23 protein-coding genes are annotated in these 25287 nt (G+C 48.9%); 11 read left to right on the top strand and 12 right to left on the bottom strand.

Annotated elements, in window-relative coordinates; translation table 11 throughout:
- Positions 1–214 precede the first annotated feature (214 nt).
- A complete protein-coding gene (locus HB631_RS20910) occupies positions 215–1336 on the top strand; it encodes a L,D-transpeptidase family protein (RefSeq protein WP_213993108.1) in 1122 nt (373 codons plus the stop codon).
- A 68-nt stretch (positions 1337–1404) separates the two neighbouring features.
- Here HB631_RS20910 and HB631_RS20905 read toward each other — a convergent pair whose 3' ends face one another.
- Positions 1405–2358 carry an alpha/beta hydrolase gene (locus HB631_RS20905; protein WP_255557190.1) on the bottom strand — a complete coding sequence of 318 codons (954 nt, stop codon included), beginning with the start codon at positions 2356–2358 and terminating at the stop codon, positions 1405–1407.
- A 788-nt stretch (positions 2359–3146) separates the two neighbouring features.
- Between HB631_RS20905 and HB631_RS20900 the strand changes: the two genes are divergently transcribed.
- Positions 3147–3890, top strand: a complete 744-nt coding sequence (locus tag HB631_RS20900) for a carbonic anhydrase (RefSeq protein WP_213993106.1) — start codon at positions 3147–3149, stop codon at positions 3888–3890.
- Between the two features lie 97 nt (positions 3891–3987).
- Here HB631_RS20900 and HB631_RS20895 read toward each other — a convergent pair whose 3' ends face one another.
- Positions 3988–4299, bottom strand: a complete 312-nt coding sequence (locus tag HB631_RS20895; protein ID WP_213993105.1) for a hypothetical protein — start codon at positions 4297–4299, stop codon at positions 3988–3990.
- A gap of 1389 nt (positions 4300–5688) precedes the next feature.
- Between HB631_RS20895 and HB631_RS20890 the strand changes: the two genes are divergently transcribed.
- From HB631_RS20890 to HB631_RS20875, 4 genes are all read left to right on the top strand, one after another.
- Positions 5689–6162 (top strand): FlxA-like family protein, encoded by a 474-nt coding sequence (locus HB631_RS20890; protein WP_213993104.1) that lies wholly within the window; start codon positions 5689–5691, stop codon positions 6160–6162.
- Between the two features lie 400 nt (positions 6163–6562).
- Positions 6563–6841 carry a type II toxin-antitoxin system RelE/ParE family toxin gene (locus tag HB631_RS20885; RefSeq protein ID WP_213993103.1) on the top strand — a complete coding sequence of 93 codons (279 nt, stop codon included), beginning with the start codon at positions 6563–6565 and terminating at the stop codon, positions 6839–6841.
- A complete protein-coding gene (locus tag HB631_RS20880; protein WP_213993102.1) occupies positions 6841–7125 on the top strand; it encodes a HigA family addiction module antitoxin in 285 nt (94 codons plus the stop codon). Before HB631_RS20885 ends, HB631_RS20880 begins: the two co-directional genes overlap by 1 nt.
- A 663-nt stretch (positions 7126–7788) precedes the next feature.
- Positions 7789–8079 (top strand): LysR substrate-binding domain-containing protein, encoded by a 291-nt coding sequence (locus HB631_RS20875; protein ID WP_213993101.1) that lies wholly within the window; start codon positions 7789–7791, stop codon positions 8077–8079.
- A gap of 121 nt (positions 8080–8200) precedes the next feature.
- Here HB631_RS20875 and HB631_RS20870 read toward each other — a convergent pair whose 3' ends face one another.
- The 3 genes from HB631_RS20870 to araH form a co-directional block, all read right to left on the bottom strand.
- Positions 8201–9310: an SMP-30/gluconolactonase/LRE family protein gene (locus tag HB631_RS20870; RefSeq protein ID WP_213993100.1), complete on the bottom strand. Its 1110-nt coding sequence runs from the start codon at positions 9308–9310 to the stop codon at positions 8201–8203.
- Between the two features lie 1012 nt (positions 9311–10322).
- The gene (locus HB631_RS20865; RefSeq protein ID WP_213993142.1) at positions 10323–10556 is read right to left on the bottom strand and encodes a YgdI/YgdR family lipoprotein; all 234 of its coding nucleotides are present in this window, start codon (positions 10554–10556) and stop codon (positions 10323–10325) included.
- Between the two features lie 276 nt (positions 10557–10832).
- Positions 10833–11816 carry an L-arabinose ABC transporter permease AraH gene (gene araH, locus HB631_RS20860; protein WP_213993099.1) on the bottom strand — a complete coding sequence of 328 codons (984 nt, stop codon included), beginning with the start codon at positions 11814–11816 and terminating at the stop codon, positions 10833–10835.
- Positions 11817–12636: 820 nt separating this feature from the next.
- On the opposite strand from araH, the gene HB631_RS20855 reads away from it, so the two are divergent.
- The 4 genes from HB631_RS20855 to HB631_RS20840 are packed head-to-tail and all read left to right on the top strand — an operon-like array spanning position 12637 to position 15456.
- Positions 12637–13389 carry a hypothetical protein gene (locus HB631_RS20855; protein ID WP_213993098.1) on the top strand — a complete coding sequence of 251 codons (753 nt, stop codon included), beginning with the start codon at positions 12637–12639 and terminating at the stop codon, positions 13387–13389.
- Positions 13382–14329, top strand: coding sequence for an AAA family ATPase (locus HB631_RS20850; RefSeq protein WP_213993097.1), 948 nt, complete (start codon positions 13382–13384; stop codon positions 14327–14329). Before HB631_RS20855 ends, HB631_RS20850 begins: the two co-directional genes overlap by 8 nt.
- Positions 14304–14801: an AAA family ATPase gene (locus tag HB631_RS20845; RefSeq protein ID WP_213993096.1), complete on the top strand. Its 498-nt coding sequence runs from the start codon at positions 14304–14306 to the stop codon at positions 14799–14801. The genes HB631_RS20850 and HB631_RS20845 overlap by 26 nt, the downstream gene beginning before the upstream one ends.
- A gap of 52 nt (positions 14802–14853) precedes the next feature.
- On the top strand, positions 14854–15456 hold the full coding sequence (locus HB631_RS20840) for a TetR/AcrR family transcriptional regulator (RefSeq protein WP_213993095.1): 603 nt from the start codon (positions 14854–14856) through the stop codon (positions 15454–15456).
- Positions 15457–15881: 425 nt separating this feature from the next.
- Here the strand turns inward: HB631_RS20840 and pntB are convergent, their stop codons facing one another.
- The 7 genes from pntB to HB631_RS20800 all read right to left on the bottom strand — a co-directional run bounded on the left by pntB (position 15882) and on the right by HB631_RS20800 (position 23845).
- A complete protein-coding gene (gene pntB / locus HB631_RS20830) occupies positions 15882–17306 on the bottom strand; it encodes a Re/Si-specific NAD(P)(+) transhydrogenase subunit beta (RefSeq protein WP_213993141.1) in 1425 nt (474 codons plus the stop codon).
- A gap of 19 nt (positions 17307–17325) precedes the next feature.
- Positions 17326–18861, bottom strand: a complete 1536-nt coding sequence (pntA, locus tag HB631_RS20825; protein ID WP_213993093.1) for a Re/Si-specific NAD(P)(+) transhydrogenase subunit alpha — start codon at positions 18859–18861, stop codon at positions 17326–17328.
- Between the two features lie 128 nt (positions 18862–18989).
- Positions 18990–20069 (bottom strand): transporter, encoded by a 1080-nt coding sequence (locus HB631_RS20820; RefSeq protein WP_213993092.1) that lies wholly within the window; start codon positions 20067–20069, stop codon positions 18990–18992.
- A 195-nt stretch (positions 20070–20264) separates the two neighbouring features.
- Complete coding sequence (locus HB631_RS20815; protein ID WP_213993091.1) at positions 20265–21185, bottom strand: NAD(P)H-binding protein; 921 nt, start codon at positions 21183–21185, stop codon at positions 20265–20267.
- A 63-nt stretch (positions 21186–21248) separates the two neighbouring features.
- The gene (locus HB631_RS20810) at positions 21249–22004 is read right to left on the bottom strand and encodes a glucose 1-dehydrogenase (protein WP_213993090.1); all 756 of its coding nucleotides are present in this window, start codon (positions 22002–22004) and stop codon (positions 21249–21251) included.
- A gap of 96 nt (positions 22005–22100) precedes the next feature.
- On the bottom strand, positions 22101–22865 hold the full coding sequence (locus HB631_RS20805; RefSeq protein ID WP_213993089.1) for an SDR family oxidoreductase: 765 nt from the start codon (positions 22863–22865) through the stop codon (positions 22101–22103).
- A gap of 35 nt (positions 22866–22900) precedes the next feature.
- A complete protein-coding gene (locus HB631_RS20800; RefSeq protein WP_213993088.1) occupies positions 22901–23845 on the bottom strand; it encodes an NAD(P)H-binding protein in 945 nt (314 codons plus the stop codon).
- 631 nt (positions 23846–24476) lie between these two features.
- Here HB631_RS20800 and HB631_RS20795 point away from each other — a divergent pair.
- Positions 24477–25160, top strand: coding sequence for a TetR/AcrR family transcriptional regulator (locus tag HB631_RS20795; protein WP_213993087.1), 684 nt, complete (start codon positions 24477–24479; stop codon positions 25158–25160).
- Positions 25161–25287 lie beyond the last annotated feature (127 nt).

Here is a 25287-nt window from a genome sequence, read left to right as displayed (position 1 = left end):
ATTCAGCAAGGCCAAATTCCCCCTATCGGCTATTTTGAACACAACCATGACCAAATTATCACATAAAAACAACATATAACCATTGCATTGTACCCTAGGTTACACATATTATTTCCCACTTTGGCCGCTGTGCACATATAATGCCCATCCGGTCATCATCGACCTGGAATCGAAAACTCAATTACTGCCTGTATGGCGATAACATCTGACAACTATGAAAATGAATATGCGTGCTATCTGTACGGCAATATTGGCCGTGGCTGCGTTTAGCCACTCCGCCTTTGCCGTGGTATACCCATTGCCTGCCGACAACAGTCGACTGATTGGGCAAAATCTGGAAGTGGAGATTCCCCAGGACAGTAAATTGCCGCTGGAGCATTTTGCCGCACAATACCAAATGGGCCTGAGCAATATGCTGGAGGCTAACCCCGGGGTCGATCCGTACCTGCCCACCCCCGGCAGCAAGCTGATTATACCCCATCAATTGATTCTTCCCGATACGCCCCATGAAGGCATCGTGGTAAACAGCGCCGAGATGCGTTTGTACTATTACCCGAAAGGAACCAAGACCGTGGTGGTCTTACCTATCGGCATCGGTCAACTGGGTAAGGATACCCCGGTGAACTGGTTAACCACCGTTCAACGTAAACAGGCCGGACCGACCTGGACACCCACTAAGGCGATGCATGCTGAATACGCGGCCGAGGGCGAAACGCTGCCGGATGTATTCCCGGCGGGGCCGGATAATCCCATGGGATTGTACGCGATGTATGTCGGCCGGTTATTTGCCATTCACGGCACCAATGCCAATTTCGGCATAGGTTTACGGGTCAGCCATGGTTGCGTCCGTTTGCGCGCCGACGATATCAAGTATCTGTTTGATCACGTTCCGGTGGGCACCCGGGTACAGTTTATCGACGAACCGGTCAAAGCCACCATTGAGCCGGACGGTTCCCGTTATCTTGAAGTACATAACCCGCTGTCCTCCACCGAAGAACAGTTCAAATCCTCCGAACCTGTACCGATTACGCTTCCGGTTAACGTAAGCAAGGTGCTGGTGGATCAGGTGGTCAATCAGAATGTGGTTAACATGGCGCTGCAAAATCGCTCCGGTCTCCCGATTAATGTTACCGCACCGGACAATGCCGCGCCGGCAGTCTTGCCGGTGAGCGCTCCCGCTAACGCGCCCGCCGCCGCGCCTGTTTCGACACAGGCTGGCGCCGCATCCCAGACGGCCCCGGCCGACAACGGCAGCACGCAGACAGCGGTGCCCCAGGCACCGGCTACCGACGGCGGAGTACAACCCGTACAGGCGCCGTCCAGCAGTTCCAATTGATCCTTAACGCCTGAAGGCGGGAATCTGGCCAGAATGCCGGACTCCGCCTTCACCTCGACAACGTCGGATTAGCGGTTCAGCACTTGCAAAAGGGTATGATTGAACCGTTCCGGCTCTTCCATCTGCGGTGCATGTCCCAATCCCGCGAACTCAATCAATTGCCCCCCGGGAATGCGTTTTACCGTATCCTTACCAAGCCGGTCATAGTGCCCCAAGGTTGATTTTACCGCCGCAGACGCAATATCGCTGCCAATAGCGGTGGTATCCGCCGTACCGATTATCAAGGTCGTCGGTACCTGCAAATCCTTGAATTCATATACCACGGGCTGGGTAAAAATCATGTCGTAAATCAGCGCCGAATTCCAGGCCACCTGTTTATGCCCCGATCCCTGATTCAAACCGGCCAGCATATCCACCCAGCAGTCATATGCCGGTTTCCAGTGCCCGACATAATAAGTAGTCAGTTCATATTGGCGGATACCCGCGGCGGAAGTCTTCAGCTCGCGCTCATACCATTGGTCGGGAGTACGGTAAGGCACACCGAGAGCTTTCCAATCCTCCAGGCCGATTGGATTCACCAGGACTAATTTTTGCACCGCGGCGGGGAACATTAGCGCATAACGCGTCGCCAGCATGCCTCCGGTGGAATGCCCCACCACCATCGCCTTGGCGATACCTAGGCTAAGCAGCAATGAATGGGTATTGCCGGCCAATTGCTGGAAACTGTACTGATAATGATCGGGCTTGGTTGAGGTGCAAAAGCCAATCTGGTCGGGGGCGATCACCCGGTAACCCTGCCGGCTCAATGCCTTGATGGTGTCCTCCCAAGTGGCTGCGCAAAAATTTTTCCCATGCAGCAATACCACCGCCTTACCGTTGCCGGCTCCCTGGGGGGCGATATCCATATAGCCCATCTCAAGGGGTACGCCCTGGGAAGTAAAAGAATAATAGTGCAGCGGATAAGGATAGGTAAATCCTTGAAGCTGCGGTCCATATAGCGGCGTTGCAGCGGCGACGGCCATTTGAAAATAACTGAAAAAACAGGTGATTATGACAAACAGGCATTTGACAAAACGAAACATGATTTGACCTTTCAGATTAAATGAGCGGCCGCCAGGAAAGGGTAACCGTGATGGCGTCCCACTGTTTCCTTCACCCTCCGGCAAAAAGCGGCTATCGTAATGAATGCCCTACAAGATTAAGGGCAAACGGACGATGTATCAAACCTTCATCTTTTCCCTTTTTGAACACCAAGTCCTGCCGAATTAATCTGTAGGCCATTTTCATCAGGCCAATTCATCCTACACCGACTATTGATTTTTAAAATAGTAAGGATAACGAGCAAATGTCATTCATAAAGTGTACGGTCACGTCACCGCTCTCCCTGTTTGAAAACCATCGAAAGACAAATATATCACTAAATTAATCGGATCACTTATAACATTAATAAGCTTTATATATACTCAATATTCTACCCTGAACACGAAAACACCATGACAATATAATCGCCGCTTAGCGAAACTCTCTTTATGATTAGAGATTCTTTATTATCAATGGTATAAATATTAGCAAACTATTAAATAATATTTATTCTATTCTGTAGTGATGCTGATTCCAAATATAAAAAAAGATCGTCCCTAACGCCCAAAAATAGGATTGTCTTGAAGAAATAACTACATTTATCACATTATCGCCTCAGTGCATCTTTTAGAATGCCCAAGCGTTATATACTTTTCGCACCGAGACAATTATCAGCCATCGCCCATTAATATCATTGAGCTGTTAGAATTTATTCTAACTACCGGAGTAAATGATGTATAAAGACATATTGCCATCATCAGAACCCACACGGCGCACTTTAATAAAACGGGCGGCCGGCCTCTCCATTTTAGGCATCGCCGGTGTGATGAGTGTCGGCTTACCCTCCCTTTCTTATGCGGCGGCTATGACCAGAGAAGCCAGGGACAAACTGACACCCGATGAGATAATCGAGGGATTAAAACAGGGGAACATCCGTTTTCACACTGGCAAGGCCCATCAGCACAACTACCTGGCGCAAAAACGTAGCAGTGCCGCTGGTCAATTCCCTTCCGCCGTTATCCTTAGCTGCATCGACTCCCGTGCGCCGGCGGAGATCATTCTTGATACCGGCATAGGCGAAGCCTTCAACAGCCGCATCGCTGGAAATATTGCCAACGACGACATTCTCGGTAGCCTCGAATTCGCCTGTGCCGCCGCCGGGGCAAAAGTTATCCTGGTCATGGGACATACGGCCTGCGGCGCGGTAAAGGGAGCGATTGATAACGTTGAGTTGGGCCATCTAACCGGTTTGCTGGCTAAAATCAAACCCGCCATTGATAAAACGGAATACACCAAGGAAAGAACCAGCAGTAACGACGAGTTTGTCGACGCTGTCGCCAAAACCAACGTCAAACTGACCATGGATGAGATCAGGAAAAGCGACATCCTTGGCAAATTGGAAACCGATGGCAAAATAAAAATCGTCGGTTCCATGTATAACCTGTCCGGGGGAAAGGTGGAATTTTTCTCCTGAACCAACGGGCGTAGTTTCCTTACAGCAGGATGTCCTTTCAAATCAGCAGCCTGCGGGGGGTTGCTGATTTTGCTTAATTGGCTGGCTGTAACGAACGTTAGCCCTCTTGTTTAAAATAATTAAGGGTATGCTCCCGCCACTGAATTAATGACATCAGTTCCGCCGCATCCTGCTTGAACAGGTGTAATTTCCACAGGGGCACGCTGCTTTTCTTTGAGCAACATTTCAACTCGGCTTCATTTTGCCGTTCCACATCGGTAAACAACCGGCATTCAATCTCATCGGCATGGGCCCGCAACTGACAATGCATACCGATCAATTCAATGTAGATAAAACCAGTAAAAAAGACCGTAACCTTGGCGGTAACATCATGGTTGCCCGGAATTGAGTAAAACTTTTCTAATTTCACCGACGCCATCCTTTGAGGATAATCAGACTAAGTGTCGGCCATTTTTGATCAGAAATATAGACGTTGAATGTCTGTTTTTTAGCAGGAACGGTAAAGGTCCGTTAAAACGTATCCCATAGACATAAGCATGGGTATTTATTAAAATCAGTTGAGCAGGATTCACCATTAAGCGTTTTTTCACTACCTGCCGGTTAATGGGATAACCGCCATAACATAACAGGTTGAGTTTGTCATAGCTGCATGGAATATTCCTATTCGGCTGAACAATACAGACTTCATTTTCCGTGAGCATGGAAATGGTCTTGCTTTAGTGACATGAACAAGTCATCCCGGATCCAAAAGCAGGGATGAAATAAATAACCTAGGTGCAACGATTCAAAAGGAATAAGCAATATTCACAAGCAGTTTTCAAAAAAAAGCCCTAATTTTATATTTAAACTGATTATCTCACCATAATCCCTTTCACGCCAAACCCATTTAAGAATCATTTAATATCAATATGAGATTGTCTTTGCGCACTCCTTTGTTACATTTGGTTCCATTTATATTCCTTTGGCGAACGGGTTTGAGTGCCCATGTTTTCAACTGGTTAAACGCCCTGCTGTCAAAGTATTAGCCGCAGACAACGCCCGCAGACAAAATATTTGGAGCCAGCCGTGACCAACTCCATGCATTCAGTTCTTATCCTGCATGTTTTATCGGCCCGGACCGGCAGCACATCGTTTGCTCTCGCAATTGGTGTTAACCGGCTACCTACCTGGCCATATGCTATCTGACTGCAGAAAAAAGCATTCGTTTGTTTTGGTAATTTTGTATGACAAATCATTTAAATGTGATTTAAGTCACGCTTTTTAGAGAACGTTATCCGATAAAATAGTGACCAATATCACAATATAGTCGAGGAATTATCATGGAAAACGTAGCGAAAACTGATTTGATGTTGCTGAAATTTTGCTGGGCATTAGCTTTTGCCGGTATCGTGTTCGGCTGTGTATTAGTCAAAATGTTTTGGTAAGTTACTCATATTGTAGTTTTTTTTGCGTGTTGTTTATGTTTATTGATAACACCTCTGGATTTTACCTCTTTTTAACATCTTTGTCAGCAAGACGCTCTGAAGGACTATCAGAACGTCGTGCTAATGAATTTACATGGGCAATTACGGGCGCATTAAATTCTTAAAATTGAAAATTTTCGCCCTCATTCATGACCATAAAGTTCATAGATTTTATCACCATGCTTTAGATATTTTGCAATGAATGATTGCTACAGTGCCCCGTGTCATTTATCTCTTTTTTTACCCTTTCCTTGCAATTCCTTTACGTTTTAACGCTGCAGCGAAACATCAGTCTGCCGATAACCAGATAATACATTCCAAAAAGGAGAGCGACCTTGTCTAACACTATCTCAACATCCGTCATGCCCGTATCTTCAAGCGGCAGCAGCAGCAGTGTGGCATCGCAAATCAGTAGCCTTGAAAAACAGATCACCACGCTGACGAAGCAATTATCCACCCTGTCTAGTTCCAGTGTGTCCGCAGATCAAAAGCAGCAAGAGGAGCAACTCATCGAGGGCCAGATTAAAATGCTGGAAGCCCAGGTGAGCGCCTTACAGCAGCAGCAAACGCAGCAGACGAACACGACACAGCCATCTGCCTCCACGCAGAAAAGCAGTAACACCAGCAGCACCAGCAGCACCAGTAACACTAACAGCACTAACAGCACTAACAGCACTAACAGCACTAACAGCACTAACAGCACTAACAGCACTAACAGCACTAACAGCACTAACAGCACTAATAATAGCAGCAGCGACAATAATAGCAGCAGCGACAGTAGCAGTAACCAAATAGACATTTACGTCTGAACGAGAGCTTTTGCGTATCCACTAGCGTGCCGGCAAAGGAGTGCCGACTCTCTAATCAATTCCCCTATTTTGTTTACTTGTGGTACGTGCGGTTAAACCCGAAAGAAAGATTAATGATGTTCAGTAGCTTCCTGGCCTGCAAGACAATACCCCTCATCCCCTTTTGTGGTACCACCTGACGAAAATGCTCGCAGTTGCCAAAGCAATCATGTCCGAGCCCCCGTCCCTGATGCCGATGCGGCCTATTCCCAAATCAAGCTGGAGAAATTTGCTGCTTTACGTACGTTTTTATTGTCATTTCGGGGATTTTGAGGAATTGCAGGCATAAAAACTAAAGGTGTTGCGTACTAGGGAACAGTGTTATACTGTTCCCTAGTACGCAACACCTACGAGCCTTTTCATGATTAAAAGCTTCAAGCACAAAGGATTGCGCCTGTTTTTCGAGAAAGGGTCGACCGCAGGTATCGACGCGAATCAGTCCGGTAAACTTCGCTTACGCCTGGCAGTAATTGATGCAGCGGAAGACATCAAGGATATTGACCGGCCGGGATATTGCCTTCACGCTCTTACAGGGGACAGAAAAGGCCAGCGGTCAATAACCGTCACGGACAACTGGCGCATTAAGTTTGAATTTATGGATGGCAATGCCTATGTCATTAATTATGAGGATTATCACTGATGACTATGTTTAATCCGCCCCACCCCGGTGAAATCATTGCAGAGACTCTGGACGATCTGAATGTCGGCATCCGTGAATTCTCCCGAGCACTGCATGTCGCCCCTTCCACCGCGCAACGACTGGTCAGCGGTCATTCGGCGGTTTCTCCGGAAATGGCTCTTAAACTCTCGGCGGTGCTTGGAAGTTCGGCGAAGTTTTGGCTCAATCTCCAAGATAATTACAGCCTTTGGGTAGCAGAGAAAGAAGTTGATATTTCACAGCTACATCGGTTGGTGGCAGCCTGACGGCTGCGCTACTCAACCATAGCTTCCTCGCACCTATGGCCATGCGGGTAAAGATGCAAGGATGGCCCTGCTATACCCTACTTATTATCAAGTAGAAAGCTATTATTTGGATGCAGGCATTTGTGCCAGAAGTCAGATCATTGGGATTTTATTGTTGAAAGATATTATGAAAGCCAAATTGAAGGCATAAAAAAACCGTCTCTCGACGGCATCAATGTTACTCATACTGCTTTGTTTTTATTACGAATTCGGTGTGGTACCGGGACGGGACTTGAAGTATTATACAACTATTTGTATAAATTGCATATTTCTAAATAATTGTTCTATTAAGCCCCCATAAAGGCCCCCATTATTTCTGGCTATCGACCTTTCTTTTGATCCTGGTTGAAGGAGTTAAGACAGCTAAATTTTACAATAATAGGAAAACCTAACGATTGGCAAAATATCCTAGGAAGTTATCCCGTTTAAATGAGAAGCCTTCTGCAATACGCCGACTAATTCTTCATAGAACTCGGCTCGTGGCTCCGGTCTTACCGCACCCATGGTGCGTAATCATGTGCACTTTCTGAAAGAGCGATCAGATATGTAACTCATCAACCGACCCACTCGGTAACATAGCCTGACCGACTTGGACGAGCTTACAATGAGCGGTGTCGGCAAATCATGGCGGAGGTCGACGCTGCTGAGGGAATTGCCAGCGATGATCAGGCGGCACCGCGCGGCCTCTGTCGCGTCACTGCTCTAGTGACCTTAGGAACCACGATTTTGTCTGGGCTTTTGACCGAATATCTCCACCGCCATCGCGAAGTAAGAATTGATCTCGCCTTACACGATCGACAAGTCGATTTGCTTGTTGAGGAGTTTGATGTTGCTATCCGCAACGGTGACCTGCCGGATGCCGGGCTAAGCGTCCGTGTCATTAAACCACTATCAATTTATATTAAAATAATCTAAGATAGCAAAAAAAGTATACATGGGTGCTAACAATCTAGTTTCTATCGGGGGTGAATATCCCATATGGTAGTTGAAGTCACGCCCCGGCTCTTTTATATCATAGTATCGACGCTAAGCTATTTCACCGAAGACGAACTAATGGCTCTCCAGCGATATTAAGATACGTACGATAGATATTATTAGTCGCAGTAATATAGAGGGTTTTCCGATAGGCGCCAGCCCAGGCTACACTGGAAACTTTCTCCGGAATAAGAATAGTCGCAAGCGGTTTCCCGTCAGGTGAAAAAATCCAGACTCCCGCCGGACCAGCACTATAAATATTGCCTTTTTGATCAACTTTCATGCCGTCGGGATTTCCGGGACGCAGGTCTGATGTTGCGTCGTATAATACCCTGCCACCAGTAAGCGAACCATCTGGCTTGACGCGGTAACGCATCCATATCTTCTTGGGTTCGGAATTATCAACATACAGATATTTTTCATCAGGTGAGAACGCGATGCCATTCGGCCGGGGAAGATTAGTAATTAATTGTTGTAACTCAGCGCGTGCGGGCGCAGCGCCAGCTTTCTGTGTCAATGCGTGAGGAATACGATAGACACCGTTTATCTGCAATAGCTTCTCTGGATCGCTATCCTTTTGTGTACGCAAGCCATAAGGTGGATCAGTGAAATAAAGCGAGCCATCCGATTTGTAAACCAGATCATTAGGACTATTAAGCTTCTTGTCCTGATAAGAGTCCGCGAGAATAGTAATAGGGCCTGCCGAATTTAGCGATTCAAATCTGAAAACATCACGCTGCGCGTGTCCAGCCACTGTGAGCCGACCTTTGACGTCGAGCGTCATCCCGTTAGATCCGGGCTCAAGCCCGCCGTAAGGTGCAGCACCTTGGTAGCCACTAGGTTTGAGGAAAATATGGGTACCTTTGCCTGGTGTATAGGTGCGGATACTGTTACTGATTATCTCAGCAAAGAACAGACGATCTTTAACCCACACGGGTCCTTCGAGCCATTTGAAACCAGTGGCAACACGTTGCAATGTGGCACCAGCGGGAATGATCCGATCGATGGATGGATCGAGACGATCTATCTTGAGGGGTGTCGTAATTTCAGTATTTGCATCGGCTGCTTGTGAAGAGCTGGTTTCAACTGTAGCAGCGGAAACATTGGCGATATAGCTGCCCGAAACACCAGTAACCATAGTAATAAATAGTAGCAACATTTTTTTGCCCATGTCATTGGTTATTCCTCATATTAAGAAAATGAAAAATATCGCGACCTTCTACTTGGACGTGACTTGTCGCATGATGTTACCAGTAACATCAAATTTATTGGAACAGCAATATTTAAAAATTCAGTATTTTGTGAGATTTATCAAATTAATTAAAGTAAGAAAAGTGGATTTCACGTGAATTGTGTGATTTTGTACAAAATCTGATTATTTGCGATGAAAACACTTTTTCGAGCGATAAATAAAGGAAAATGATGAAGTTATTAATGATGACACAAACTCAAGTGGCTAATATGCCTCAATTATGATAGATCAACCCCCACGCCATCAGTTGCGTTCCCTTGCTATCCTACCTGAACGGATTAGCCCGATAAAAAATAAATTTACTATAACTTACAAGAAAAATATGGTTTTATTACTCGCACAGTTCGAAATAATATTTATATTTTGCACACACTCATTATTAATATAATATTCGCAGCTTTCATTCTAATTTTTATATTTTTTAAGATATCGGCTTGAATCTTTATCTCAATTAAAAAATTAACCGAATGATACTTATGATTGGCAAAGTAAGATTTTAACTTAGCCATACAACAAGTGAAATAAATTCCAAATAAACCGGCCTAGAGAAATTCACTAACATTTCTTACATCATAAATAAGAATATATATCATTTAACATGAACCACATAGCATAATACAAAAAATCATCTAATTGACATTTATAATTAGTATATTAAATTAGTTATTTATCGAAAGTAAAAATTTTGTTTTTTAAATGCAAGGATTCATAAAAAATAATTTTTTAGTTCAAATTTATCGTAGAAAATACCATCAGTCATTATATAATGATTATGCCGATATTATATTGAAAATTAATTCTTTACTCTTATGAAAAAAAACTATTTTTATCGCTTGGACATTCGTAATCGAACCGGCATCTCATATTGATATATAAAATACCGCTTCGCCATCCTAATCTCATCCGATATCGCCCTTTTTGTTCCTACTTATTAGTTTTCAAGCTCATTCATATTTTTTATTTGATCTCGGTTGAGCTGCGCGGTCTTACCTGTTTCCGCATTTTTGTAAGACACCAGGCCAGTATCATTATCAACTTTGGGCTTTCCATCAGTCACAATGGTTTCTCCATCAACGGTTTTGATGGCCTGGTTTGAAGAACATCCTACGACACTGAATAGTGATAAAGCCGTAAGCGTTGCGGCATAAAGCCATTTTCTTTTTATAGTGTTTCATCCCTAAGGGTTAGCTCTTTTTAAGTAAGGAGAGATTAAGAAACGTCACCCGCTCCGCGCTTGTATTCACGGCAACTGTCTTGTCCGTCAAGTTTTTTTGCAGTCTCGGCATTATTTTCACTGCCAGTGGCCTGAATAATTGAGTCTGGTAACGCGCCATGCTTGTCACCCCATGCACGCTGTCGGAGCAATGGAGAAATCGTTTTATGAAATGTCCGCCATAATTCACCACATCTGTTATATTTCCCCTGGCAGCGTTATTATAACCTAAATCGCCCCCTGTCCCGTTTGTTTATAACGGTCAAATATAACAGCTGCCAGCAGAATGAGTCCCCGAACCACGTATTGGGTAAAAGGTGAGATATTGAGCAGATTCATGGCATTTTCGATGGTACCTAAGATCAGCACCCCGGCGACCACGTAAGAGATTTTGCCCACCCCACCCTTCATTGACACACCACCAAGTACGCAAGCGGAAATAACGGTCATTTCAAAACCAATGGAGGTCATCGGCTGACCGCTGGTCATGCGCGAGGCCAGAATAATACCACCAATGGCCGAGACCAGACCGGAGAGCACAAAAATAATCACTTTTGTCCGTACCACCGGAACACCTGATAACCGTGCCGCTTCTTCGTTACCGCCCAGTGATAACGTATTCCGCCCAAAGGTCGTCTTGTTCAGCAAGAAGCCGAATATCACCATACAGAGGATGGTTAGCCAAATAGGTGCCGGTAAGCCAAACCAGCTGGCTGAACCCAGGAAAAAGAAGGATTCTTTTGCAACCCCGACCGCTTTTCCATCGGAAAAGATGTATGCCAGCCCACGGACAATTTGCATGGTGGCCAATGTGGTGATCAGTGCATTAATTTTCAAGCGCGCAATCACCAGACCATTAACCAGGCCGCAGATAACCCCGACCATCAACCCGGCCAGAATACCGACAAATAGGCTGTCCGTTTTATTAATGACCACTGCAGTAGTGACCCCGGCACAGGCGATAACCGACGCTATCGACAAATCGAAGTCACCTGAGGCCAGGCAAAACAACATGCCGCATGCCACAATACCGGACATGGACATCGCCAATCCTAATCCTTTCATATTAATATAAGAGGCAAAATTGGGAACAAAAATAGCGCAGACAACAAACAATGCGGCAAAAACCACCAGCATGCCGTAGGCATCCCAGATTCGAACCAGCCCAATATTGTGCTTAGATTTAACAAACGGTAAGGATGGAAGTGACATTTTATTTGTTCCTCAATAATCACATCACCGCAGTGGTGGTTTCTACGATCCGCCAAACCCAATGCTTCCGCTAAATCACTGGAAGCAAATGAAACGGCAATGCCTCGCTCAGCTAATGAATAAATAATGCTGTAGATTTCATGTTTGGCATCCACATCAATACCGCGGATAAATTGTCCTTTATCGAGTGAACCGCAATCACGCCGTCCGTTCGACGATATACTTCACAAACTAAATATTGTTATCGTGGGACATTACCGATTAGTTATTATCAATAAGACAAACTATTCTGTATCGGAAACAATTAATTATTCATAGCAGCGATGTTAATAAGTTTAATTTCAAATCATCCTTCAGAATATCGAGCACTATCACATTTGAGGATTACAGCCAGTATGTTTATATCTATAGCAAGATAAGGCAATTATAAATTCTCTTTCGTCGCTCAAAAAAATAGGCATTGAGGCGGTAATGAAAAATAATACTGAAGTTGCAAATGTTTGGTCGCTATCAATTTCAATAAAAATATCAGCCGGCAAAAAATTGAATGGTACCGGGACATTATCATCTTCGGTGATTAACACCTTGTCCTGATGGCAAAAAACGTGAAACAGCTTGATGTAGAGAGTACAGAAGACTGGGAAGGGTGCAAGACACCATGCCAATAACGATTTCATCCGGCTACCCACCATTCGCTTTCAGTCATTGACAAAGCAGGTATCCTGGCTTAACTTGCATTAAATCGGACATCCGTTCTATTTTAGTGATGAGACTAAGTCAACATGTCCGCAGCCCTGTCATAGACCACCAGAGGAAAACCATGAACGAAATTGCCTCAAGACGAATTCAAATTTTCTGCGCCTATTGCGGCCCGGCATTTGTCATCCTGTACGGGCTGAGCTGGGTGGTGCTCGGCCATAATTATCCACCGCCCAATCCCTTGTTCACCGGCCAGGAACTGGTGGATAATTTCTACCTCAAGTACCGAGACCAAATCATGTTGGGCCAGTCTTTGTCGACCGCCTTCGGCATTCTCTATCTGATTTGGGCATGTCAGCTCACGGTCCAAATGTGGCGGAGAGAAACCACCCCCATTCTCTCATTGCTTCAATTGACCGGCGGCCTGCTGACCGGTTGGGTGCTGATCTTCTGCCCGGCACTCTGGGCCTGGTGCGCGGAAGTTGCCGGGACGGTTAACCCGGAGTTAATCAAGGCGGTGCATTTCATGGCGTGGTATACCTTCGATATGACCTATATGATCACCACAGTCGAGGTGAGCGCCATTTTCCTGCTGATCTTCCTGGACCGGCAAAAACCCGCGATCATGCCGCACTGGGTCGCTTGCCTGGCCCTGTTCTCCGGCCTATCCTTCCTGGCCATCACATTTTTGCCTTACTTTAAATCCGGTCCTTTTGCACTCAATGGGTACTGGTCGTACCATGTAGCATTCATCAGTTATGGCCTCTTCACTGCCATCATCGGGCCTTATATGGTTCAGGATATCAAACGGACCAAAATTCCCGCCGTCGCCGGATTGGGGCAAGTCATCAGCCAGAGCCACTTTAATGACTGAGCGGATACCGGACCCACAGAAGGAAGCGGCGGTGGGTATCCTGCCAGCTCCTCTACCATCAGCTGCTTTGGCTAAGGACGATATTCTGGTTTTAGGCCACCAGGATGACGCGGACCGCCGCGGGATAGACAGATTGACCCGGTCCGTGGAGGGGAATAGCGGCGCGCCAAATCATCCCTGCGCTCCTGGCGGTGCAGTGACGGGCAACTTTGGGGCGGGCCATACCATGCCGGATAGTCCGGCACAACGTATCGTCCTGCTGGCAACCCGCGCCGCCGATCCACCCGGAACAAAAAACTGGCTGTACGCTCTGTGCAGCCGCCTTTACCACGCAATGGGGCGACTCATCAACGCTGCCCCAGCCGACAAGAATACCCATCCGGCCACATCACCTATCGGACTCATTGTCGCGACCGGGGATATCCTGCGCCTGGCGCGAAACGGTGAGATCGGGGAATATCAGATCGCAGAGACGACGCTCGAAGGCCCAGTGGTAGTTGATGGCTCGACCGCCGTTATTTTTACAAACTCCGAGGGATTAAGCGCTTATCAAAACGTTGGCGGTCTTGACAAGGAAATTACCCGGGTGAGGGAAATGGTCGAATTGCCTTTGCGGGCGCCACACTTGTTCAGACAATTAGGCATTGACCCGCCCAAGGGTTTGTTGCTCTATGGGCCTCCCGGATGCGGCAAGACGCTTATCGCGCGGACAGTCGCTCAGGGGACCGGAGTCTACTTTTTCAGCGTTAGTGGACCGGAGATCATTCAAAAGCACTACGGCGAATCGGAAGAATTACTGCGTCAAATTTTTGCCGATGCAGAGAAAAACGCCCCGGCCATTATCTTCTTCGATGAGATTGACGCCGTTGCACCTAACCGGGAGACCGTGTTGGGAGATGTGGAAAAGCGGGTAGTTGCCCAACTGCTTTCATTTTTTTGATGAAATCGATGCCATCGCGCCCATTCGGGGCCAGGGCGAGAGCGGTTCCCAAATCAATGAGCGCATGGTAGGTCAGTTGCTGCTTGAAATGGACAACATGGCGAGTCAGGAGGGGGTAGTCATACTGGCGGCGACCAACCGCCCCGAACTTATCGACAAAGCGCTGCTGCGCCCTGGACGTTTTGATTTTGTGGTCGACCTGCCGATGCCGGATCTGGTGGCGCGCCTGGCGATCCTGCAAAGCCACTGCCGCCATCGCCCCGTGGATCCCAATGTCGATATTGGCGGTCTTGCCGCACGCACAGCGAACATGACCGGCGCGGATCTGCAATCACTGTGTCAACGAGCTGCCCTCCTGGCTATCAGACAATCTGTCAGTACTTGCCCCGGTCCGGATTTTCTGCCTTTTACTATTGATAATGATCATTTCGAGCTGGCCTTACTTGAAATGACCCAGGATAATCCTGGTTAAACTGACGAGCTTAGGCGCTCACGCATAACACCGGAATAATCAGAGCTGAATAATGACAAAATCCAAAAGTGAGATCACCGCAGAGAAAATCCTCACCGCCGCGTTCAACTGCATCGCGGCGAAGGGATGCAACAGCGTCACGCTGCGAGAGATCGCCCAAGAGGCCGGCGTGGTGCTAAGCCAGTTGAACTATTATTTTGTGAATAAGGAAGGGCTTTTCTCTGCGGTGATAAAAGCTATGCGGCAAACCTACACGGACGGTCTCGATCTCCGGATGAAAAAATGCGTTTCGTTTGCCGAACGAATAACGGCGCTGGCCTCTTACAATGAAGAGCTTCTCAAAGAGAATACGGCGTTGTATCAATGTTTTCTTGAGTTTTTTAACTATGCGATGTGGTCTGAGCCGTTTAAAGAGGAAATGGCCGGATTTGTTTCCGATATTCTCATCGCTATCGATGCTCAGGTGGTCAGAAACGACGAGGGAAACGCCCCGCAACCGTCACCTTTCTCGCTTGAAGTCATCACGCGGCTCATCCTGGCCGCGTCGTTCGGTCTGTCCATCCAATATCTGCTGGCCCCGGCAGATACGCGGATCCTCCCGGGGTTCGATGCGATGAAAGCAATCATAGCGCGTGCGGAGCGGAATAATCCTTAACGTCACACCGAATGGTGTCTGCCCACAAGTCCAAATGTCACTGCCTGCCGGAATCTGATTGACGTCTACCGGACATCCCTTCATATTTCCTTTTTCAGAATATTCATCACCAATACCCCTGAGATAATGACTTGTTATCGGTTATAAAGATTTTTTTATCTCTTTTTTTTACTTACGGAGGGTGACCAATGCTTAGGGATACGAGAAATAATGTTAGATATTTCACCTATAGAATATATCATCCCCAGCAAGAACAACGTCATTATCGGTATCAGTATTATACATAAAATCAAATTTCGCAGGAGCAACAGCATAGGCCCTCCCGTATTATGCATAGCAAAGCTTACCAGGCAAGATATAAGCGCATGCTGGATGATTAAATAACCGCCTCTAATTCACTCCTTCCGAGCAGACCCACAGCCCGGTCAGAGAGATTTCAAAATAGCTTCCACGCTGGCTTTGGCATCGCCGAACAGCATCTGGGTGTTTTCCTTAAAGAACAGAGGGTTCTGCACACCGGCATAACCAGTGTTCATTGAGCGCTTGAACACGATGACATTCTGCGCTTTCCAGACCTCCAGCACCGGCATGCCCGCAATCGGGCTATGCGGATCTTCCTGCGCCGCCGGATTGACCGTATCGTTGGCGCCAATCACCAGCACCGTATCGGTATCGATAAAATCATCATTGATTTCATCCATTTCCAGCACCACATCATAGGGCACCTTTGCTTCCGCCAGAAGCACGTTCATATGCCCCGGCAACCGGCCGGCCACCGGATGAATACCGAAACGCACCTTTATGCCGCGCTCACGTAGTTTTTTGGTCATATCCGCCACCGGATATTGGGCCTGCGCCACCGCCATGCCATAGCCGGGAGTGATAATCACCGACGTGGAATTTTTCAGCAGCTCCGCCGTCTCTTCGGCGGTAATTTCACGGTGTTCGCCCGTTTCTTCCGCACTGCCGGAAGAGGCGCCGTCAGAACCGAAGCCCCCGGCAATCACACTGATAAACGAGCGGTTCATCGCCTTGCACATGATGTAAGAAAGTATGGCACCGGATGACCCCACCAGCGCGCCGGTGACGATCAGCAGGTCGTTGCCGAGCATAAAACCCGCCGCCGCCGCCGCCCACCCCGAGTAGGAATTCAGCATGGAAATGACCACCGGCATATCAGCCCCACCGATTGACGCCACCAGATGCCAGCCAAACGCCAGGGCAATCACCGTCATCACCAGCAAGGCCGCAAACTGCGTCCTGATCCACGCCGCACCGTCCACGGGGTTACTGACGACATCCCCTTTGATAAATATCCACAGCAGAGCAAAGGAGAGCACCAGTGCCAGCAGATTCAGCTGGTGGCGATGGGGCAGCATCAGCGGCTTCGAAGAAAATGTGCCGCGTAATTTACCGAACGCGACCACCGAACCGGTAAAGGTGACCGCGCCAATGAAAACTCCCAGGAAAACTTCCGTCAAATGGATGTTTTCCAGTACCGCTTCGGCTCCCGGTGTTTGATCAAGATAACTATTATATCCCACCAGCACCGCGGCCAGGCCGACAAAGCTGTGCAGCATCGCCACCAGCTCCGGCATTCCCGTCATCTCGACCTTACGGGCCAAGTACACGCCGATGGCCCCGCCGATAACCATTGCCGCCCCAATCCTCCCCAGCAGGATGACCGTGAAACCCGGTCCAAAAACGGTCGCCAACAAGGCCAGGGCCATGCCGGTAATGCCGAAAATATTCCCCCGCCGGGACGTTTCATGCTGCGACAACCCGGCCAGGCTGCCAATAAACAGGATGGCCGCAATAATATAGGCTGCCGTAACCAGTCCACCCGATATCTGTACCATATTATTCTCCTTAACCTTTGCGGAACATCTTCAGCATGCGCTGCGTGACGGTGAACCCACCGAAAATATTGATGCTGGCGATCAGCACGGCAATAAATGACAAGATGGCGACGGCACCGCCATGGCCTATCTGCAACAATGCCCCGACCACAATGATGCCAGAGATGGCATTGGTGACCGACATCAGCGGCGTGTGCAGCGCATGGCTTACATTCCATACCACGTAGTAGCCCACTACGCAGGAGAGAATGAAAACGGTGAAATGGGATAAAAATTCTTTTGGCGCCACACTGGCCAGCCAGCCAAAAAGGCCCATAACCACGATGGCCAACAGGTATTTTTTCCAGGGGGATGCAGGGATTTTGGCCGATGGCTCGCCAACCGTGTTGACGGTCTTTCGCGCCGGTTGCGGCTGGGCGGAAACCGGGATGGGCGGCGCGGGCCAGGTAATGTCCCCTTCCCGGATAACCGTAACGCCACGGATCACCACATCGTGGAAATCGACGGTGATGTTGCCGTCCTTTTCCTTACAGAGCAGCTTCATCAGATTCACTAGGTTGGTGCCATACAACTGGGAAGACTGGGTAGGCAGCCGGCTGGGTAGGTCGGTATAGCCGATGATTTTTACCCGGTTATCGGTAGTGACCAGGGTATCCGCAACCGTCAGCGCGCAGTTACCGCCGGTCTGCGCCGCCAAATCGACGATCACGCTACCGGGTTTCATGCTTTCCACCATCTCGCGCGTAATCAGCTTCGGTGCCGGTTTGCCGGGGATCAATGCCGTGGTGACGATAATATCCACCTCTTTTGCCTGCGCGGCGAACAGCGCCATCTCCGCGTTGATAAACTCCGGCGACATCGTTTTGGCGTAACCGCCCGCCCCGCTGGCTTCTTCCGCAAAATCCAGCAGCAGGAATTCCGCGCCCATGCTCTCTATCTGCTCTTTGACTTCCGGCCGGGTATCAAAAGCGCGCACAATGGCCCCCAGGCTGCCGGCGGCGCCAATGGCCGCCAGCCCTGCCACCCCGGCGCCGATCACCAGCACTTTTGCCGGAGGGACCTTCCCCGCCGCGGTGATTTGGCCGGTGAAAAAACGACCGAACGCGTGTGCCGCTTCGACGATAGCGCGATAGCCGGCAATATTCGACATCGAACTCAGCGCATCCAACGATTGCGCCCGTGAAATACGCGGCACCGCGTCCATCGCCATCGCGGTAATATTGCGGGCAGCCAGTTTTTCCAACAGCGCGGGATGTTGTGCCGGCCAGATAAAGCTCACCACGATACCCCCTTCCCGCAGCAAACCGATTTCATCGTCCAGCGGCGCATTAACCTTAAGGAGAATATCGGACTGCCAGACGGCAACGCGGTCCTCAATAACGGCCCCTACCGCCCGGTAAGCCTCGTCGTCAAAACTCGCCAGATTACCCGCATTTCGTTCGATAGCGACGGAAAAACCCAGCTTCAGTAATTGTTCCACGGTTTTCGGCGTGGCGGCCACGCGCGCTTCATGAAGTAATTGCTCTTTTGGTACGCCAATCTTCATTTTTTCTCCTTTGCCCTGTAATGAGCACCTGGCACTGTCACCGAAAGAAAACGGTCTTCAGCGGCAACAGTGCGGATAATGTCCCCGGCTAGCGACGGTCGCCATTCCACTTCCAGCCGGAGGATCGGTTAAAACTGCCGGGCATAAGTCAATATCATGAGCTGATTTCTGATACCGTCTTTCACCCAAAACTGCGGAGCCAGCCATTTCCACTTGAGTGAACCCATATTGTTGGGCAGCGTGTAAGACACCACCGGACCGGCGGACGCATTGGCGTATTTGTTGCCGTTCTCAAGGGAACCGGTGTAATCCGATGGCGGATGGTCGTTGGTGATCTGCTGTTGGAACACACCGGCAATACCCACTTCAAGATCGGGGCGAAGATAGCGGCCTACGCCCCAGTCGACGGACAGGACCTGTCCGGTGGTATAGTCGGTGTCCTGATTTTTAACCGGGAAGCTGTAATAGGCCCGGAAGCTCGCATCCCACGGTCCCAGCGTGCTGTCACGGTCGGGGGTACTCAGCCAGGTCATACCGAGGTTGGGCGAAATGATCCACAAATTGGCGCCGGTGTTCACCGGTTCATCCTTATCGTAATGACCGACCGGCAGCTTCATCGCCAGCCCGGCGGAAATATTCAGCCCCAGCGGCATCCAGCCATAAGGTCCCGCCGACGGCATCGCCGGAGTGCCTTCCGGTGGCGTGGCTCCGGAACGAGAAACATTTTTCGACCAGTTGAACACGTCGACATACATATCCTGGATGCCGGAAGAATCACTGTTATATACGGGATCCATCTTGACCCAGGCGTGTGAATAGGCGCCCTGGATCAGGCTTGACACATGGCCGCCAAAAATCTCGCCGGGATAAACGTACTGCAGGGTCGCCGCGACCGAATACACTTCCAATCTTGCGTTAACAGAATGGACACGATCCCCATGCACATCGAACAGGGAACGCCCGCTCGCGGGCACCAGGGACAAGGCGCCATACAATCCCGGCGGTGGCAGCAGCGCGGCGCCGAGATCGTTTCCCCCGGCGGGAGTGGCGGTTATTACCGTTTCCCCAGCCAGAGCGGGTGTCACGGCCAGGGTAAATGCCAGCGGGAATGAACGACAATATTTTTTTAAACTGCTTATGCTGTTTTCTCTTATATTACTTTTTTTACCGACCAACCAACGAATATAAATAAGTGAGTAAATGTTCATATTAATTTCCCGGAGATTTGAGCGCAGATATCTCTCTCCGCATTGAGTTAATTATCTTCCTCAGTAGAGAAAAACATAAACGCGGATGATTTTTACTTCCTGATAATATGCTCTATGGCTATTTGACTGACGCAGATTATTAGCTTTTCATTACATTTAATCGCATCAGAAAAAAAGTCATCACCTATTATTCATTCAGTTATACAGGCCTTTCTTTATTGCCTCTCCAATTAATTGTCGCAGGGAAACAGCCTTGTGGCCGGTAATATTGCCGAAATCGTCGGTAGAGACCGCCATTTTACCTTCCCTCACCGCACGGCCGAAAGACACCATATCATCGCTGCACCAGGGTATCGGCGACCCCACCATGCCATTAGCCGTGGTCCGTGGTACGCCCAGGGAATCAAAGAAGGCGTAGGTTTGATCATCGGAAATATCAATGAGCTCAATTTCCCGGCCCGTCATGTCCTCGGCGAGGGTGACTATTTGCTGTTTAGTCAGCAATTCCGGCCCGGTGATATAATAGATGTGGTTGTCATCCCCCTTGCCGCACACCAGCGCCGCGGCGGCTTCGGCACAGTCCCGACGAGAGATATAGGCCATTTGTCCATCGCCTTCATTGACGGTCCACTTACCGGTCTGAAAAGCAGAGGGCAGGGAATATTCCGTGATCGCCTCGCTGTACTGGCCATTGCGGGCAATTTTGTAGGTCAGCCCGGAATCTTTAATCAATTCTTCAGTGGCATTATGATCAATGGTCACCAGCGCATCATTAGCGGGGTCGCCAGCGCCCACTATCGAGGTATACACAATATGGCGGACGCCCGCTGCTTTTGCCGCTTCAATCGCACGGGTATGCATAGCGACGCGTTCGTCCCCGACAATGGGCATGGAAATCAACAATATGCTTTCCCCGCCCGCAAAGGCTTTTGTCAACGAGTCCTTACTGGAAAAATCTGCTTTTCGTACCTCCACACCTTTATCCTGGTAATGGCTGATTTTTTCCGGAAACGGGCTGGTGAAAATCAGCTCTCCCGCCGGTTTTCGCTTGAGCGCGTGCTCAGCCGCAATACCGCCGAACTGGCCATCCACGCCGGTGATGATAATTTTGCTCATAACTTTTCATCCTCATTGTTTAAAATCTTCAGATAAATCGACCCATCGCGTTTAGAACCACCGTTATATTGTTAAACCGCCATCAATCACCAGCGACGCGCCGGTGGTAAAACCTGCGTCATCGGAAACAAGATACAACGCTGCTTTGGCACATTCCTCCGGAGTACCAATTCGGCCGATAGGAGTTTGGCTTACGCCAAACTCTGCCACCTTTGCCGCCGTCGGATCATTGAATATCTCTGTCTGGATCAGCCCGGGATTGATCTCATTGGCCCGTATCCCCAGGTGTGCGTTTTCCAGAGCCAGAGTACGGGTCAGCTGCCGTACCGCGCCTTTAGCCATGGAATACAGTCCGATACCGGGAGCGGGATGTTCGGCGGTAACGGAATTGACGTTAAGGATCACCCCGCGCCGCTGCTGTGTCATGATTTTCAGCGCGTGCACGGAAGCCAGGAAATAACTGCGCAGGTTGGTATTGATCACCCGATCAAAATCTTCAGCCGTGCACTCCGCCAGCGGCCGGGTCAGTTCAAGCGCGGCGTTATTGACCAAAATGTCCAGCGCGCCAAACCGGCTGACCGACGACGCGATGAGCCGTTCGATATCGACCGGAACCGAGACATCGGTACGGATGAAAACCGCCTCGCCACCTGCCGCGAGGATCTCGTCGACAATCGATTGCCCGCGCTCTGTCCGCCGGCCGGATAAGACGACTTTCGCCCCCTGGGCGCTGAATTCACGCGCAATGGCCTCTCCGATGCCAGACGTACTGCCCACCACGACGGCGACCTTGTTCTTGAGGATACCTGCATCACTCATTTTGCCCTCCTGTTGATTTATAAAAACCGATAGAGATAGGCGCCTGACAATAACGCTGTGCCCGATTCAGCCCCGTCGCCCGGCACCTCACCCGGCTTAGGGGTTACTGATCGTGACCCCGCTGTCTACCACCATCTGCTGGCCGGTAACCATCAGCGACTCGTCTGATGCCAGGTATACCGCGGCATAGGCAATATCTTCCGGCGTGCTCAGCCGGCCGAGCAGCGCCAACGTATCGATCACTTCCTGCATCACCGCCGGGTCGTTTTTAACGTAATCCGGCACCATGGGTGTATCCGTCGGCCCGGGTAAAATGGTATTGATACGCACATGTTGTCTGGCGAACTCACGGGCAACATCGCGGGAGAGCTTGTTAACGGCGGCCTTCATCGCCCCGTAGAAATAGGCATTGCTTTCCGGCCAAATAGCGGAAATAGAAGCAATATTGATAATACTGCCGCCGCCGGCCTCAACCATAACCGGGATGAAGCTCTGCATGGTCCACACGCAGGAGCGGAAGTTGGTCTCCAGGATCAGGTCGAGATCGGCGTCGTTTTGTTGCAGAAAGGGTTTATGCACCAGCACGCCCGCCCCGTTCACCAGCACATCAACCTGGCCGTAAGCTTTAAGCGCCGTATTTCTAATGGCAGATACATTTTCTTTCTGCAGTAAATCCGCCCGAATGAAGGTGGCTTCCCCGCCTGCGTCGGTAATTCTTTTGACCAGTTCGGCACCTTTTTTATCATTGCGCCCGACGCCGACCACTTTGGCGCCTTCAGCGGCGAACATCAGGGCTACGCCCTCGCCGATACCCGAGGTGGCACCGGTGACCACCGCTACCTTATTGCTGAGTCGTCCCATAATCTTTTTACTCCTCTGTCGATGATGAACTGCATTCAGGCCTTCGCCGGCGCCTTGGGCCAGCTAGCCGCTGCTGCTGCGAGAACTTCCCCCATGCGGATCGGCTTACGACCGGTCAGTTTTTCGACATGATCGGTCACGAGATCCATATCGCCCTGACGGACACAGCGTCCGTAGGACACCATGTCATCACTGCACCAGGGCGTGGGAGAACGGGAAAAGTCGCCGGTAGCTTCACGCGGCACATGCAATGAATCCCAGAAGGCATAGAGTTCGTCGTCACTGACTTCGAGGTATTCCACGTCATCACGACCGGCGAGCGTCATGACCATACGGAAAATATCGGGATAAGAGAGGGCCTCGGAACCGGTAATATCATAGGCGGTATGGGGCTCACCCTTGCCGAGTAGCAGGGCAACGGCCACGCGGATACAATCTTCGCGGGCCACAAAACCGATACGGCCCTCACCTTCATTGACCCGCCAATTACCGGTATCGAACCCCACCTGCGCCATTTGATTGGCCATGGTCTGCATATACATGGAATCCCGCATGACATTCCACTGCAGGCCGGATAGCTTGATCAATTCCTCGGTATAGTGGTGATCGACGGTGACAATGGCCTCGGCATTATCCTTTTCGCCGCCGATGTAGGAGGTATACACCAGGTATTTCACCCCGGCGTTAATCGCCGCCTCAATGGCATTCTTATGCTCCCTTTGCCGTACCGGTCCGACTTTCATTGCCGACAGCATAAAGAGGCGTTCCCCCCCTTTAAACGCTTCGGTAAGACCGTCGGGATCATCATAATCGCCGATCCTGACCTGTACGCCGCTGTCGCGCCAACGTTCAATACGAGCAGGAGGAATTTTGTCGAGAAAGGGAGTGGTAAATATAAGTTGATCGCCGGGTATTGCCCCCAATAAAAGCTCAGCGACCGAACTGCCGAAATGTCCGTCAACACCAGTAATAATATACATACTGATTCCTTTTATCCCGTGTGGATAGATGTGAAGAACCCAGCGATAATGCGAGATAGTCATCGCGTTATTTATCATCGCAACCAGAGAAAACATCGTTATTGCCAACACCATCTGACCATCTCAATTATTCATGGATAAAGCTTTCCCGCAGACCCAAAAAGTCAGATTTATTTTTGGCAATACCTATTGCAACTTCGTACGATCGTACGATCATATTTTGATTAAAATAACCCTGTCTGATCACAAATTTAATCAGAAAATCGTTGCTCTCATTTTTAATAGCTTAAATCATCAAAAAATAGCATTTTTTGATAAAAAAAGGGTTTGCCAGCATGAAACATAGCTATTTTATTAACATATTTAACTTTCAACAAACATATCATGGGCTACTTTTGGCTGAGTTATTATCAATTTTAAAATTATTGCACTGAACATTTGCTAAATTTCTCTATAATTCTTAAAAAATCTAATACTGTATTTTATATTTACATAAACAATAAAAATAAATAATTTTTGCATTTATAAGCACTTTTATGAATAGCATTTTCCTTTTTGATGCGGTAACTTATTGATACTCAATTCAACTCTGCCAATATTGAGGATTACTCTTTTGCTGAGGGACAAAAATATGAAGAATGACAGGGAGGGCAACTCAGTCTCAAGCGCCAGGCGAAGCAGCTATCTGGATGCCGCGGAACGGGTCTTTATCCGTATGGGATACGAAGGTGCCTCCATGCGTATTATCGCCGCCGAAGCCGGTGCTGGCATCGGTACGCTCACCTATCACTGGAATTCCAAGGAAAGCTTTTTACAGGAGGTCTTTGAACGCAGGCTCGGGCCGGTAAGGGACAAACAGTTCGAGGGGCTGCGCGGCTGCCAACTTCGCTTGCAACAGGGAGAAGCGGTCGAGTTGAAAGAAATCATTTCCGCGTGGGTGTGCCCTTCCGTCAATCCAGAATGGGCCGATAAAAACGGAGCCGAAGCCATACGTCAGCTTTACGGTGCGGTCCTCACCGAGCCATCCGAAGGTATGGTTAAAGTCATTACCGAGTTATTCCATGGCGTGACATTTTTACTGCACGCTCTGACACAAGAGGTGCTGTCAAATTATGAACCAGATGTTTTTCATTGGTTATACTCGTGCGCTCTGGGTGTAACATTTTACCCAACGTCTTTTCGTCACCGGGTATCACCTTTATTCGGTGATTTTTCTAAAAATAATGACTGGAAAAAGATAAACGATATTATCGTGGGTTTTATTGTTCGTGGAATGCTTATTGAAAAGGGGGAGCACCGGCTCATCCTGCCGTAGGCGCAATGTCACGTATTGCCACATAAAGCGAACTGCGACCTTTTACACTGTTGACTCTCCAACATTTATACCCCGCCACCCGATTCAATATATTCAATGATGGGTTTAAAAGCTAAAGCACTATCAT

It is taken from the genome of Sodalis sp. dw_96 (assembly GCF_018449575.1).
Classification (GTDB): domain Bacteria; phylum Pseudomonadota; class Gammaproteobacteria; order Enterobacterales; family Enterobacteriaceae; genus Acerihabitans.
The sequence above is the reverse complement of the archived record's forward strand: the minus strand, read 5'-3'. Positions and strand labels throughout refer to the sequence as shown.

Bases quoted from the DNA above. Each gene is read 5' to 3' on its own strand.
- HB631_RS20910 (WP_213993108.1), top strand. From the start codon at position 215: ATGAAAATGAATATGCGTGCTATCTGTACGGCAATATTGGCCGTGGCT.
- HB631_RS20905 (WP_255557190.1), bottom strand. From the start codon at position 2,358: ATGGCCGTCGCCGCTGCAACGCCGCTATATGGACCGCAGCTTCAAGGA.
- HB631_RS20900 (WP_213993106.1), top strand. From the start codon at position 3,147: ATGATGTATAAAGACATATTGCCATCATCAGAACCCACACGGCGCACT.
- HB631_RS20885 (WP_213993103.1), top strand. From the start codon at position 6,563: ATGATTAAAAGCTTCAAGCACAAAGGATTGCGCCTGTTTTTCGAGAAA.
- HB631_RS20880 (WP_213993102.1), top strand. From the start codon at position 6,841: ATGACTATGTTTAATCCGCCCCACCCCGGTGAAATCATTGCAGAGACT.
- HB631_RS20875 (WP_213993101.1), top strand. From the start codon at position 7,789: ATGGCGGAGGTCGACGCTGCTGAGGGAATTGCCAGCGATGATCAGGCG.
- HB631_RS20870 (WP_213993100.1), bottom strand. From the start codon at position 9,310: ATGGGCAAAAAAATGTTGCTACTATTTATTACTATGGTTACTGGTGTT.
- araH (WP_213993099.1), bottom strand. From the start codon at position 11,816: ATGTCACTTCCATCCTTACCGTTTGTTAAATCTAAGCACAATATTGGG.
- HB631_RS20855 (WP_213993098.1), top strand. From the start codon at position 12,637: ATGAACGAAATTGCCTCAAGACGAATTCAAATTTTCTGCGCCTATTGC.
- HB631_RS20850 (WP_213993097.1), top strand. From the start codon at position 13,382: ATGACTGAGCGGATACCGGACCCACAGAAGGAAGCGGCGGTGGGTATC.
- HB631_RS20840 (WP_213993095.1), top strand. From the start codon at position 14,854: ATGACAAAATCCAAAAGTGAGATCACCGCAGAGAAAATCCTCACCGCC.
- pntA (WP_213993093.1), bottom strand. From the start codon at position 18,861: ATGAAGATTGGCGTACCAAAAGAGCAATTACTTCATGAAGCGCGCGTG.
- HB631_RS20820 (WP_213993092.1), bottom strand. From the start codon at position 20,069: ATGAACATTTACTCACTTATTTATATTCGTTGGTTGGTCGGTAAAAAA.
- HB631_RS20815 (WP_213993091.1), bottom strand. From the start codon at position 21,185: ATGAGCAAAATTATCATCACCGGCGTGGATGGCCAGTTCGGCGGTATT.
- HB631_RS20810 (WP_213993090.1), bottom strand. From the start codon at position 22,004: ATGAGTGATGCAGGTATCCTCAAGAACAAGGTCGCCGTCGTGGTGGGC.
- HB631_RS20805 (WP_213993089.1), bottom strand. From the start codon at position 22,865: ATGGGACGACTCAGCAATAAGGTAGCGGTGGTCACCGGTGCCACCTCG.
- HB631_RS20800 (WP_213993088.1), bottom strand. From the start codon at position 23,845: ATGTATATTATTACTGGTGTTGACGGACATTTCGGCAGTTCGGTCGCT.
- HB631_RS20795 (WP_213993087.1), top strand. From the start codon at position 24,477: ATGAAGAATGACAGGGAGGGCAACTCAGTCTCAAGCGCCAGGCGAAGC.